At 61.0% G+C, this 13839-nt stretch carries 9 protein-coding genes; 7 read left to right on the top strand and 2 right to left on the bottom strand.

Going from position 1 to position 13839, the window contains the following annotated elements; genetic code table 11:
• Positions 1 to 35: 35 nt before the first annotated feature.
• Both ACM6IV_RS12095 and ACM6IV_RS12090 read right to left on the bottom strand, forming a co-directional pair.
• On the bottom strand, positions 36 to 3314 hold the full coding sequence (locus ACM6IV_RS12095) for an EAL and GGDEF domain-containing protein (protein WP_414870160.1): 3279 nt from the start codon (positions 3312 to 3314) through the stop codon (positions 36 to 38).
• Between the two features lie 74 nt (positions 3315 to 3388).
• The gene (locus ACM6IV_RS12090) at positions 3389 to 4273 is read right to left on the bottom strand and encodes a LysR family transcriptional regulator (RefSeq protein ID WP_414870159.1); all 885 of its coding nucleotides are present in this window, start codon (positions 4271 to 4273) and stop codon (positions 3389 to 3391) included.
• A 140-nt stretch (positions 4274 to 4413) separates the two neighbouring features.
• On the opposite strand from ACM6IV_RS12090, the gene leuC reads away from it, so the two are divergent.
• The 7 genes from leuC to ACM6IV_RS12055 all read left to right on the top strand — a co-directional run bounded on the left by leuC (position 4414) and on the right by ACM6IV_RS12055 (position 13820).
• Positions 4414 to 5832, top strand: a complete 1419-nt coding sequence (gene leuC / locus ACM6IV_RS12085) for a 3-isopropylmalate dehydratase large subunit (RefSeq protein ID WP_414870158.1) — start codon at positions 4414 to 4416, stop codon at positions 5830 to 5832.
• 11 nt (positions 5833 to 5843) lie between these two features.
• Positions 5844 to 6488 carry a 3-isopropylmalate dehydratase small subunit gene (leuD, locus tag ACM6IV_RS12080; protein WP_414870157.1) on the top strand — a complete coding sequence of 215 codons (645 nt, stop codon included), beginning with the start codon at positions 5844 to 5846 and terminating at the stop codon, positions 6486 to 6488.
• Positions 6489 to 6624: 136 nt separating this feature from the next.
• Positions 6625 to 7392, top strand: a complete 768-nt coding sequence (locus tag ACM6IV_RS12075; RefSeq protein WP_414870156.1) for a class I SAM-dependent methyltransferase — start codon at positions 6625 to 6627, stop codon at positions 7390 to 7392.
• Positions 7393 to 7446: 54 nt separating this feature from the next.
• Positions 7447 to 8529, top strand: a complete 1083-nt coding sequence (gene leuB / locus ACM6IV_RS12070) for a 3-isopropylmalate dehydrogenase (RefSeq protein ID WP_414870155.1) — start codon at positions 7447 to 7449, stop codon at positions 8527 to 8529.
• Positions 8530 to 8595: 66 nt separating this feature from the next.
• Positions 8596 to 9708, top strand: a complete 1113-nt coding sequence (gene asd / locus ACM6IV_RS12065) for an aspartate-semialdehyde dehydrogenase (RefSeq protein WP_064116811.1) — start codon at positions 8596 to 8598, stop codon at positions 9706 to 9708.
• A gap of 247 nt (positions 9709 to 9955) precedes the next feature.
• Positions 9956 to 10966: an aspartate-semialdehyde dehydrogenase gene (locus tag ACM6IV_RS12060; protein ID WP_414870154.1), complete on the top strand. Its 1011-nt coding sequence runs from the start codon at positions 9956 to 9958 to the stop codon at positions 10964 to 10966.
• A 208-nt stretch (positions 10967 to 11174) separates the two neighbouring features.
• Positions 11175 to 13820, top strand: a complete 2646-nt coding sequence (locus ACM6IV_RS12055; protein ID WP_414870153.1) for a FimV/HubP family polar landmark protein — start codon at positions 11175 to 11177, stop codon at positions 13818 to 13820.
• The last annotated feature ends 19 nt before the right edge of the window (positions 13821 to 13839 follow it).

Below are 13839 nucleotides of genomic sequence, written 5' to 3'. Positions count from 1 at the left end.
CGTGGCAATTGCCCGTCTGTGGCAACGTGCACCGCTTACGGCAGGAGCTTTTTCAGATCCTCCAGCGCAACCGGACGGCTGTGCAGATAGCCCTGATACAAATGGCAGCCTAAACCTTGCAGGAACGCCAGTTGTTCCGGGGTCTCCACGCCCTCGGCAATCACCTCCAGCTCCAGGCTGCGTGCCATGGCGACGATCGCGCGGATGATCTCGGCATCGTTCGGGTCGCTCGTCGCATCGCGGATAAACGACTGATCGATTTTCAGCGTGTCCACCGGCAGACGCTTGAGGTAAGTCAGCGACGAATAACCGGTGCCGAAATCATCCATGGCGAAGCTCACCCCCAGCTTTTTCAGGCGGCGCATTTTAATGATGGTGTCTTCCAGATTCTGAATGACGATGCCTTCGGTGATTTCCAGTTTCAGCAGCGAGCAGGGCAGGCCATGGCTGCTCATGCTGTGTTCGATGCGTTCGACGAAGTCGTTCTGGCGGAACTGTCGCGGGCTGATGTTCACGCACAGGCTGAAATTCAGCGGGTCGACCAGTCGCTGCGCGATCAGTTGTTTGAACGCATTGCAGGCCTCATCAAGAATCCACGTACCGACTTCGAGAATCAGGCCGCTGTCTTCCAGCACTTTGATGAACTCGGTGGGTGACTGCGCGCCCAGTTCCGGGTGATTCCAGCGCACCAAGGCTTCGGCGCCGATGATGCGGTTGTCACGGGCGTCGACCTGCGGTTGAAAGTGTAAGTTGAATTCACCGCGCGACAGCGCCAGACGCAAGTCGGTCTCCATGCGCAGCCGTTCGCTGGCGGCTTTCTGCATGGTGTTATGGTACATCTGCGTGGTGTTGCGCCCGGAATCCTTGGCCCGGTACAGGGCAATGTCGGCGCGTTTGAGCAGGTCGGTCGGCGTCGAGCCATGATCGGGAATCAGCGCTACGCCGATACTCGGTGTCACTTGCAGGCGCTGGCCGTCGAGGAACATCGGTTCCGAGAGCAATTCGCGCAGGGTGTCGGCCAGATCGCGCACCTGCGCGCTGACTTCGTTGCGCGAGCCTTCGAGGCCGCTGAGCAACACGACGAACTCATCGCCACCGAGGCGCGCGACGGTATCTTCCATGCGCACACTGGCTTCAAGCCGCGCGGTAATGATCTTCAGTACCGTGTCACCGACCGGGTGACCGAGGGAATCGTTAATGTGCTTGAAATGATCGAGATCGAGAAACAGCAAGGCCCCGCGCAGGTTGTGGCGCTTGAGCAGGGCGATCTGCTGGCTCAGGCGATCCATCAGCAAGGCGCGGTTGGGCAGGTTGGTCAACGGGTCGTGATAGGCCAGATGGCGAATCTGCGCCTCGGCGTTTTTCAGCAGGCTGACGTCCCGCGCGGTCAGCAGCAGGCACGCGGTTTCATTGAGGGTGATCGGTTCGACCGAGACCTCCACAGTCAGCAACTCGCCGCGTTTGTTGCGCCCGAGCATTTCCTGATGATGCACACGACCCTTGATCTGCAGTTCAGCGAGTAGCGCCGAGCGCTGTTTTTCCTCGGCCCAGATCCCTACCTGATACACGGTTTTGCCCACAACCTCTTCGGCGCGATAGCCGGTGAGGCGGCAAAAACCATCGTTGACCTCCAGATAACGCCCGGTGTCGCGCTCGGTGATGGTGATCGCGTCGGGGCTGGAGTGAAAGGCCTTGGCGAATTTCTCTTCACTGGCTTTCAGCGCCGCTTCCGAGCGCTGCTGCTGAGTGATATCGCGCAGGGTGGTGACGATGCAGGGCTGATCGCCGACGCTGATTTGCCGGCTGGAGATCACACAGGTCAGCGACTGGCCGTCCTTGTGCTGGACGATGATCGCGACATTGCTCAAACCCTGTTCGCGAATCACCCGCTCAATGCGTTGCAGGCTTTTTGCCGATGCGTCCCACAGGCCGATTTCTTCGGCGGTGTGGCCGATCACGTCGGCGGCGCTCCAGCCGAACGTCTGGGTAAAGCTGTTATTGATTTCGATGAACTCGCCACTGTCCTGGCGGGTGACACAGATCGGATCCGGGCTGACCTGGAACAGCGTGGCGAATTTCTCTTCCGAGGCCACCAGCCGTTGCTCGCGCTCGACCTGATCGGTGATGTCCAGCAACGTCCCGGCCATGCGCAGCGGGGCGCCGTTGTCGTCGCGGTAGAGACGGGCGCGGCTCTCCAGATAGCGCGAGCTGCCGTCCGGCAATTGCACGCGATAGGTCAGTTGGTAATTGCCCGCCGGGCCTTCGCGCAGGCTGCGGTAGGCATCGCGCATGCTGTCGCGCTCCTCGCCGGGAACGCCTTCGAAAAACTCTTCGAATGATTCATGAAACGGTATCGGCTCAAGCCCGTGCAGTTGCGCAGCCCGCGCCGAGCCATAGAGCATGCCGCTGGGGATGTGCCAGTCCCAGGTGCCGAGTTGCGCCGAGTCGAGCGCCAGATCGAGGCGTTCCTGGCTGTCCTTCAAGGCGTGCTCGGCGGCTTTGCGTTCGGTGGTGTCGAGGAATGTGCTGAGCAGATACGGCTGGCCTTCGAGTTCGACTTTCTGCGCACTGAGAATACCGTCGTGGATCTGTCCGTTGCTGGCGCGAAACTGCACTTCCATGGCGATCAGCTCGCCTTTGGCTTTGGTCTTTTTCACCAGCTCTGCGCGTTGTTCCGGGTGCACCCACAGACCCAGTTCCAGCGTGGTGCGACCAATGGCGCTTTGTACCGGCCAGCCAAACAGGCTTTCAAAATACTGATTGGCTTCGCTGATCAGGCCGTCTTCCTGTCGGGTCAGCAAGACCATGTTCGGACACAGGTGAAAAAGTGTCGCGAAACGTTTCTCCGAACTGCTCAGGGCTTGTTCGCGTTGGCGCTGGTGGGTGATTTCACGGATCACCCCGATCATTCGGGGGCGGCCGTTTTTATCCGGCAGCAGGCTGCCGCTGATCTCCAGCCAGTGCAGGCTGCCGTCAGGCCAGCGGATGCGGTGGTGCATCGCTTGCTCCAGCGGTGCGCCGGCGATCACCGCGTGGAAGGCGCGAACTGTTTTCGCCCGGTCTTCCGGGGGGAGCAAGTCGAGGTATTCAAGGTCCGCCGGCAGCGGCTGGCGCGGATCGAAACCGAACAAGGCCTGAGTGCCACGCGACCAACTGATCTGCCCGCGCTCGATATCCCAATACCAGGCGCCGAGCCGCGCGCCGTTGAGCGCGGCGAGCAATTGCGGCGCGCTCTCCCAGCTCTGCTCGGAATGTCGCGGGTCAATCGCCTGAATACGCGGCATCGGCGGAATTCGGTCAACAGATTTCGGCATCGTGGACAGGCCTTGAGCTGATGGTGGCGTTAGGCACAGGGGCGGCGGCTCTATAGGAGTAGCACAAGTTGGCCTCAAGTCCCTGGCAGATCGATTTGTGCATCCAACAGGGCCATGAAGGCTCTTGCCGCATTCGAGAGCGTCCGTTCGGTGTGCAGGATATAGCCTAGCTGGCGAGTGAGCTGTATGCCCGGCAAAGCGATGCTCGCCACCTGATCGTCGAGCATGGTCCGCGGCAAGACGCTCCAGGCCAGACCGATCGAGACCATCATCTTGATGGTTTCCAGATAGTTGGTGCTCATGGCGATGTTTGGCGTCAGGCCCTGGGCTTCGAACAGGCGTTGGACAATATGGTGAGTGAAGGTGTTGCCGCCGGGGAACACGGCCGGATGACCGGCAATGTCGGCCAGATTGACGGGGCCGTTGCTGATCAGCGAATGCTCCGGGGCGACCACGAAATCCAGCGGGTCGTCCCATACCGGCGTGGCTTTGACCAGTGTGTGAGGCTCCGGCGCCAGGGTGATGACCGCCAGTTCTGCGCGGCCATGGAGAATTTCTTCGTAGGCCACTTCCGAATCGAGGAACTGAATATCCAGCGCCACCTGTGGGTAGCGGCGGGTGAATTCCCGCAAAAGCGGCGGTAAACGGTGCAGACCGATATGGTGACTGGTGGCCAGGGTCAGGCGCCCGCTGACTTCGCCGGTCAGGTTGGTCAGGGCGCGGCGGGTGTCGTCGAGCACGTTGAGAATCTGGTAAGCACGCGGCAGCAGGGCGCGCCCGGCCTCTGTCAGACCGACTTCACGACCGAGGCGATCGAACAGACGCACCTTCAACTGCTGCTCCAGCCCGGCGATGCGTTTGCTGATCGCCGGCTGTGTCAGGTGCAAGCGTTCGCCGGCACCGGAGAAGCTGCCGGTCTCGGCAATCGCGATAAAAGCATTGAGGTTGGCCAGATCCATGTTCGTATTCCAGTTGGTTATCCAAAGCATAAAAAATATGAATTTGAGTTATTTAATCTAACCCCATAGGATCGGCCTCACAAGCCAAAGGGTTATTGATAAGCCCAGGGCATAGAAACAAGCTGATGAGGAACCGTCTGATGGCCGGCAAAACGCTCTACGACAAGCTCTGGGATTCGCATTTGGTCAAGCAGCGCGACGATGGCTCGGCGCTGATCTACATCGATCGTCACATCATCCACGAAGTGACTTCGCCGCAAGCCTTCGAAGGCCTGCGTCTGGCCGGGCGCAAGCCTTGGCGCATCGATGCCAACATCGCGACCCCGGACCACAACGTACCGACCACCCCGGAGCGCAAGGGCGGCATCGCAGCCATTGCCGATCAGGTCTCGCGTTTGCAGGTTCAGACCCTCGATGACAACTGTGATGAATACGGCATCGTCGAGTTCAAGATGAACGACGTCCGCCAAGGCATCGTCCACGTCATCAGCCCGGAGCAGGGCGCGACTTTGCCGGGCATGACCGTGGTCTGCGGCGATTCGCACACTTCGACCCACGGCGCCTTCGGTGCGCTGGCTCACGGGATCGGCACTTCCGAGGTCGAGCACGTGCTCGCCACTCAGTGCCTGGTCGCGAAGAAAATGAAGAACATGCTGGTGCGCGTTGAAGGGCAATTGCCGTTCGGCGTGACCGCCAAGGACATCGTCCTCGCGGTGATCGGCAAGATCGGCACCGCCGGCGGTAACGGCCACGCCATCGAGTTTGCCGGCAGCGCGATCCGCGATTTGTCGGTCGAAGGCCGCATGACCATCTGCAACATGTCCATCGAAGCCGGCGCCCGCGTGGGGTTGGTGGCAGCGGATCAGAAGACCATCGACTATGTGAAGGGCCGTCCCTTTGCGCCGAAAGGCGAGCAGTGGGATATGGCCGTCGAGGCCTGGAAAGACCTGGTCTCCGACGCCGACGCCAGGTTCGATACCGTGGTTGAACTCGACGCCACACAGATCAAGCCGCAAGTCAGCTGGGGCACCTCTCCGGAAATGGTTTTGGCCGTCGATCAGAACGTGCCGGATCCGGCCAAAGAGATGGATCTGGTCAAGCGCGACTCGATCGTCCGCGCCTTGAAGTACATGGGTTTGACCGCCAATCAGGCGATCACCGACATTCAACTGGATCGCGTGTTCATCGGTTCCTGCACCAACTCGCGCATTGAAGACTTGCGCGCTGCCGCCGTCATCGCCAAGGGCCGCAAAGTCGCTTCGACCATCAAGCAAGCCATCGTGGTGCCGGGCTCGGGTCTGGTCAAAGCGCAGGCGGAAGCCGAAGGTCTCGACAAGATTTTCCTCGAGGCCGGTTTCGAGTGGCGTGAGCCGGGTTGCTCGATGTGCCTGGCGATGAACCCGGACCGTTTGGAGTCCGGCGAACATTGCGCCTCGACCTCCAACCGTAACTTCGAAGGCCGTCAGGGCGCCGGTGGCCGCACCCACCTGGTCAGCCCGGCCATGGCGGCTGCGGCAGCGGTGAACGGTCGTTTCATCGACGTCCGTGAATTGATTTAAAGGAGCGCAGCATGAAAGCTTTTACCCAGCACACTGGTCTTGTCGCGCCTCTGGATCGAGCCAACGTCGACACCGATCAGATCATTCCGAAGCAGTTCTTGAAGTCGATCAAGCGCACCGGTTTCGGCCCGAACCTGTTCGACGAATGGCGTTACCTCGATGTCGGTCAGCCTTATCAGGACAACTCCAAGCGTCCGCTGAACAAGGACTTCGTGCTCAACGCCGAGCGTTATCAAGGCGCCAGCGTGTTACTGGCCCGTGAAAACTTCGGTTGCGGCTCCAGCCGTGAACACGCGCCGTGGGCGCTGGAAGAATACGGTTTCCGCAGCATCATCGCGCCTAGCTACGCCGACATCTTCTTCAACAACAGCTTCAAGAACGGCTTGCTGCCGATCATCTTGAGCGACGCTGAAGTCGACGAGTTGTTCAAGCAGGTCGAGGCTGAGCCGGGCTATCAATTGCAAGTCGATCTGCAAGCGCAGACCGTGACCCGCCCGGATGGCAAGGTGTACAGCTTCGAGATCGATGCGTTCCGCAAGCACTGCCTGTTGAACGGTCTGGACGATATCGGTCTGACCTTGCAGGACGGTGATGCGATTGCCGCGTTTGAGGCCAGGCATCGGGTAAGCCAGCCGTGGTTGTTCCGCGACGCGTGATTGATTCGAGATTGATGGAGTCAGGGCCGGCCTCTTCGCGAGCAAGCCCGCTCCCACCTTGGAATGCATTTCAATGTGGGAGCGGGCTTGCTCGCGAAGACGGCAGCTCAAACAACATAGATATCAGGATGTAACCATGACCAGCACCGCCCAGCATACTCAGGTCGTCCAAAAGCAATTCGGTGAACAGGCCGCCGCCTACCTGAGCAGCGCCGTCCACGCTCAAGGCACCGAATTCGCTCTGCTACAGGCTGAGCTGGCCGGGCAGGGCGAGGCACGTGTTTTGGACTTGGGTTGTGGCGCTGGTCACGTCAGTTTCCACGTCGCGCCACTGGTCCGGGAAGTGGTGGCGTACGACCTGTCGCAGCAGATGCTCGACGTGGTCGCCGCCGCTGCCGTTGATCGCGGTTTCGCCAATATTGCCACGGTCAACGGCGCCGCCGAGCGCCTGCCGTTTGCCGATGGCGAGTTCGACTTCGTGTTCAGCCGCTATTCGGCGCACCATTGGAGCGATCTCGGCGTGGCCTTGCGCGAAGTGCGTCGGGTGCTGAAACCGGGCGGTGTGGCGGCGTTCGTGGATGTGTTGTCACCGGGCAGTCCGTTGTTCGACACTTACCTGCAAAGCGTCGAAGTGCTGCGCGACACCAGCCATGTGCGCGATTATTCCGCCGCTGAGTGGCTGCGGCAGGTCAGCGAGGCCGGGTTGCATGTGCGCAGTACCACGCGTCAGCGCCTGCGTCTGGAGTACACAAGCTGGGTTGAGCGCATGCGCACCCCTGAAGTGATGCGCGCAGCGATCCGCCAGTTGCAGCAGTCGATGGGCAACGAAGTGCGCGAATATTTTGAGATTGAGGCCGACGGCTCATTCAGTACCGATGTGATCGTACTGATGGCCGAGCGATAAGCATTTTTCCGGGCGTGCCGGTAAAGGCGCACCGATTGAAGACACGAGGAAAGCATGAGCAAGCAGATTCTGATTCTCCCAGGTGACGGTATTGGTCCGGAAATCATGGCCGAAGCGGTCAAGGTGCTGGAGCTGGCCAATGACAAGTACCACTTGGGCTTCGAACTGAGTCATGACGTGATCGGTGGCGCCGCCATCGACAAGCACGGCGTGCCACTGGCCGACGAAACTCTCGATCGCGCCCGCGCTGCTGATGCCGTGCTGCTGGGCGCAGTGGGCGGCCCGAAATGGGACGCCATCGAGCGTGACATCCGCCCTGAGCGCGGTCTGCTGAAAATCCGTGCGCAACTGGGCCTGTTCGGCAACCTGCGTCCGGCCATTCTGTACCCGCAACTGGCCGATGCTTCGAGCCTCAAGCCGGAAATCGTTGCCGGTCTGGACATCCTCATCGTCCGTGAGCTGACCGGCGGTATCTACTTCGGCGCGCCACGCGGCACCCGTACCCTGGACAACGGCGAGCGCCAGTCCTACGACACGCTGCCGTACAGCGAAAGCGAAATCCGCCGCATCGCCCGCGTCGGTTTCGACATGGCCATGGTCCGTGGCAAGAAGCTCTGCTCGGTGGACAAGGCCAACGTGCTGGCGTCCAGCCAACTGTGGCGTGAAGTGGTCGAGCAAGTGGCCAAGGATTATCCGGAAGTCGAACTGAGCCACATGTACGTCGACAACGCCGCCATGCAACTGGTGCGCGCACCGAAGCAGTTCGACGTGATCGTCACCGACAACATGTTCGGCGACATTCTGTCCGACGAAGCGTCGATGCTCACCGGTTCCATCGGCATGCTGCCGTCGGCCTCGCTGGATTCCAACAACAAGGGCATGTACGAGCCTTGCCACGGTTCGGCCCCGGACATCGCCGGTAAAGGCATTGCCAACCCGTTGGCGACCATTCTGTCGGTGTCGATGATGCTGCGTTACAGCTTCAATCTGCACGATGCGGCCGATGCCATCGAAAAAGCCGTCAGCGTTGTGCTCGATCAAGGGCTGCGCACCGGCGATATCCATTCGGCCGGTTGCAGCAAAGTCGGTACGCAGGAAATGGGCGACGCAGTAGTCGCCGCGCTGCGGAATCTGTAATCTCTCGGGCCCGCTGCGAAATTCAATACAAAGCAGCGGCCCACTTTTCAAGAAGGTGTAGTTGCGATGAAACGTGTAGGTCTGATCGGTTGGCGCGGGATGGTCGGTTCCGTGCTCATGCAGCGGATGCTGGAAGAGCAGGATTTCGATCTAATCGAGCCGGTGTTTTTCACCACGTCCAACGTCGGTGGCCAGGGCCCGTCCGTGGGCAAGGACATTGCTCCGCTCAAGGATGCTTACAGCATTGACGAGCTGAAGACCCTCGACGTGATTCTGACCTGCCAGGGTGGCGACTACACCAGCGAAGTGTTCCCGAAGCTGCGCGAAGCCGGCTGGCAGGGTTACTGGATCGATGCGGCCTCGAGCCTGCGCATGAACGATGACGCCGTCATCATTCTGGATCCGGTGAACCGCAAGGTCATCGACCAGCAGCTCGACGCGGGCACCAAGAACTACATCGGCGGCAACTGCACCGTCAGCCTGATGCTGATGGGCCTGGGTGGTCTGTTCGAGGCCGGTCTGGTCGAGTGGATGAGCGCCATGACCTATCAGGCGGCCTCCGGGGCCGGCGCGCAGAACATGCGTGAACTGATCAAGCAAATGGGCGCGACCCACGCCGCTGTCGCCGATCAACTGGCCGATCCGGCCAGCGCGATCCTCGACATCGACCGTCGCGTGGCCGACGCCATGCGCAGCGACGCGTACCCGACCGAAAACTTCGGCGTACCGCTGGCCGGCAGCCTGATCCCGTGGATCGACAAGGAACTGCCGAACGGCCAGAGCCGCGAAGAGTGGAAGGCCCAGGCCGAGACCAACAAGATCCTCGGTCGCTTCAAGAGCCCGATTCCGGTCGACGGCATCTGTGTGCGCATCGGCGCCATGCGTTGCCACAGCCAGGCGCTGACCATCAAGCTCAACAAAGACGTGCCGATCGCCGACATCGAAGGGCTGATCAGTCAGCACAACCCTTGGGTCAAACTGGTGCCGAACCAGCGCGAAATCAGCATGCAGGAGCTGAGCCCTACCAAGGTCACCGGCACCCTGAATGTTCCGGTGGGTCGTCTGCGCAAGCTGAACATGGGTTCGCAATTCGTCGGTGCGTTCACCGTCGGCGACCAACTGCTGTGGGGCGCGGCCGAACCGCTGCGTCGCATGTTGCGGATTTTGCTTGAGCGTTAATTGTTTGCAGCAATGAAAGAACCCGTGCCTTGTGAGAGGTGCGGGTTTTTTTATGCCTGATGGTTCTCGATTGCCTGTACCGGCCTCTTCGCGAGCAAGCCCGCTCCCACATGGGAATGCATTTCAAATGTGGGAGCGGGCTTGCTCGCGAAGGCGTCCGAACGGCCACCACAAATCCGGCAGAATTGCCTGCATGGCAGTCACCCGGTAAAGTGCCGCTCCCCCCGTTTCGCCAGAGGCTCGCACCATGACCCAGACCCTAGATATTGCCGTGATCGGCGCCACCGGTACTGTCGGCGAAACCCTCGTACAGATTCTCGAAGAACGCGACTTCCCGGTCGGCAATCTGCACCTGCTGGCGAGCAGCGAATCCGCCGGCAGCTCCGTGTTGTTCCGCAATAAGAACGTACGCGTTCGCGAAGTCGACGAGTTCGATTTCAGCAAGGTCAAACTGGTGTTCTTCGCCGCCGGCCCGGCGATTACCCTGAGCTACGCCGCCCGTGCCCACGCCGCCGGTTGCTCGCTGATCGACCTGTCCGGTGCGCTGCCGGCCGATCAGGCGCCGCAAGTGGTGCCGGAAGCCAACGCCAACGTTCTCACTGGTTTGAAAGCGCCATTCCAGGTCAGCAGCCCAAGCCCTTCGGCCACTTCACTGGCGGTGGTGCTGGCGCCGCTGCTCGACTTGATCGACCTGCAATACGTCAACGTCACCGCCAATCTGGCCGTTTCCGCTCAGGGTCGTGAAGCCGTGACCGAGCTGGCGCGACAGACCGCCGAGCTGCTGAACATGCGCCCATTGGAGCCGACCTTCTTCGATCGGCAAATGGCCTTCAACCTGTTGGCTCAGGTCGGCACGCCTGACGCACAGGGCCACACGCTGCTGGAAAAACGTCTGGTGCGCGAGTTGCGCCAAGTGCTGGCTTTGCCTTTATTAAAGATTTCCGCAACTTGCGTTCAAGCCCCGGTGTTTTTTGGCGATAGCTTTAGCGTGACCTTGCAGTCAGCAACCGCTGTCGACCTGATCAAGGTCAACGCCGCACTCGAAGAAGCACCGGGTATCGAGCTGGTCGAGGCCGGTGATTACCCGACTGCTGTCGGTGACGCGGTGGGGCAGGATGTGGTCTATGTCGGTCGCGTGCGCAGCGGCGTCGACGACCCGGCGGAACTTAATCTGTGGCTGACGTCAGATAACGTACGCAAAGGCGCGGCCCTTAACGCTGTGCAGGTGGCTGAATTGTTGATAAAAGACCTGCTGTAAAAGATACTTGGCAACAATTTGTCGACTGATTCTAGGTGAGCGCTATGCTTGCCCGAAGCGCTTGATAACGTGTCACCCTCCGGGACTTTCCGGGGCATCAAAGAAATGATCGCGCGCGACTCCTGTCGTCGTCGCGCGCAATGCCTTACGGCAGCGGTATTCAACATCTTCTCGCTGGCCGAGGAACGTTCAAACAAAGGATGAGGCTATGGTTCAAGTTCGCAAACTGGTGTTAGCAATAGCGGCCGCCTCGGCGCTGTCCTCCGGTATGGCGCATGCCCTCGGGCTCGGGGAGCTGACCCTGAAGTCGACCCTGAACCAGCCGCTGGTGGCTGAAATCGAGCTGCTCGACGTCAAGGATCTCACCGCTGCCGAAGTGGTGCCGAGCCTGGCTTCACCTGAAGATTTTGCCAAGGCCGGCGTCGATCGCCAGGCCTTTCTCAATGATTTGACTTTCACCCCGGTACTCAACGCCAGTGGCAAAAGCGTGCTGCGCGTGACGTCGAGCAAGCCGCTGTCGGAACCGATGGTCAAATTCCTCGTGCAGGTAATGTGGCCGAACGGCCGTCTGCTGCGCGACTACAGTGTGCTGCTCGATCCATCGAAGTTTTCTCCAGAGACCGCTGACGCCGCCGCACAACCGGCGCCGTCGCAGACCATCGCTGCGCCGACCACCGGCGCCACGCACCCGACGCAATACACGACCACGCCGCGCGACACCCTGTGGGAAATCGCTGCGAAGGCGCGTACCGGCGGTTCGGTGCAGCAGACCATGCTGGCCATTCAAGCGCTGAACCCGGATGCGTTCATCGGCGGCAATATCAACCGCCTGAAAACCGGTCAGGTGCTGCGTCTGCCGGACTCGGTGCAAAGCACCGCGCTGCCGCAATCGAAAGCCATTGCCGAAGTGGCGGCACAGAACGAAGCCTGGCGTCAGGGCCGTCGTTATGTGGCCAAGCCGGGCACCGGTCAGCAGCAGCTCGATGCCACCAACCGTGGTCGCGGCAACACGGGTGCAGCACAGAACGCCCAGGACAATCTGAGCCTGGTCTCCGCCGAAAGCGCCAAGGCCCGGGGCAACGGCCCGGCAGGCGATGCCAAGGCCTTGAGCAACAAACTCGCGCTCACTCAGGAAAGCCTCGACACGACCCGTCGTGACAATGAGGAGCTGAAAAGCCGCATGTCCGATCTGCAAAGCCAGTTGGACAAGCTGCAGAAACTGATTGAGCTGAAGAACAATCAGTTGGCGAAACTGCAAGCCGAAGGGGCGGGCGCTGCACCGGCCGCCAACCCTGCCAATCCTGCTGCACCGGCGGTGCCTGCAATCACGGCTGAGCTGGCCGCCACTCCACCAGCCACGCCGGCAGACGCGGCGCCGACGCCAGAGTCGGCCATTGCGCCACCGGCGGAAACGCCAGTCGTCGAGCCAGTGGTCGCGCCGAAGCCTGTGGCCGATGAAGAGAAAACCTTCAATGAACTGCTGACCAACCCGGTCCTGCTGGGGCTGGTGGGCGGCGGTGCTGTGATTCTGCTGCTGCTGTTGTTGCTGCTGGCGCGTCGCCGCAAAGCGCAGCAAGAGGCCGAGAAACACATGCGCATGGCGCGTGCCCTGTCGGAAGAGCAAGAATTCTCCGCCGAGCAGGACCTGCCGGAAAGCAGCTTTGAAGGGCTGGAAACCCCGGCGGCGAGCGTCAAGCTGAACACCCCGGCCCCTGCACCAACGCCGGCGCCAGTGGTGGCCCCGATCGTGATGGCCGAACCGATTGCCGCGCCACTGGTTGCGCCGGCCGCCGAGCGTTCCGACGATGTGCTTGACAAGGCGCAGTCGCACATTAACGCCGGTCGCTTGAATCAGGCCGCTGCATTGCTCGAAGAGGGTGTCAGCCTGGAGCCGCAGCGCAGTGACCTGCGTTTGAAATTGATGGAAGTCTACGGCCAGCAGGGCGACCGCGATGCGTTTGTCGGTCAGGAGCGTCAACTGGTGGCCAATGGCGACAACTTCGCCAAAGTCGAAGCGCTGAAGAGCCGCTTCCCGGCCATGGCCGTTGTCGCTGCCAGTGGTCTGGCGGCTGCCGCCGTCGCTGCCGAGCTGGACGCGCAATACGTCAAGGACCTGCTGCTCGATGAGCCTGAAGCGCCGGCGCCGGCAGCAGTGGAAGATGACCTCGACAGCGCGTTTGACCTGAGCCTGGACGATCTCGACAACATCACGCCGGTCGAGCCTGCACCTGTGGTCGAGCCTGAAGCGCCGGTCGAGCTGGGCGAATTCCCGTCTGACGACGACCTGAGCTTCGAATCGGTGCTGCAACAGCAGACCGACGTCAAAGAGAATCTGGACGACCTGTCGGACTTCGATCTGGATCTGGACCTCGGTGCCGAGCCGGCGCCTGCAGTTGGCCTCGCGGACGAGGACTTCCTGCTGGACCTGGACGACGGCGTGAAGGACCTGCCGCCGGTCGAGCCGCCAGTGGTGGCTGACGTGCCACAAGATGATCTGGAACTGCCGGCCGATTTCGACCTGTCGCTGGCCGACGAAATGGACAGCAATCCCGCCGCCGAACCGGATGCGTTCGCTACCGAACTGGACGACGTCAACGCTGAGCTGGATCGTCTGTCGCAAAGCATTGCCGAGCCGACCTTCACCGAAGCCGATGCGGCCATGGGTGATGATCTGGGCGAGGATGATTTCGACTTCCTCGCTGGCACCGACGAAGCGGCGACCAAACTCGATCTGGCTCAGGCCTACATCGATATGGGTGACAACGACGGCGCGCGCGACATCCTCAACGAAGTGTTGACCGAGGGTGACGAGAAGCAGCGTGGTGAGGCCAAGGATATGCTCTCGAGCTTGTAATAAGTCCAACGGTAAATGA

Source organism: Pseudomonas sp. IT-347P (assembly GCF_949768005.1).
Classification (GTDB): domain Bacteria; phylum Pseudomonadota; class Gammaproteobacteria; order Pseudomonadales; family Pseudomonadaceae; genus Aquipseudomonas.
Note: the sequence above shows the minus strand (reverse complement) of the source record. Positions and strands in the feature narration are given on the sequence as shown.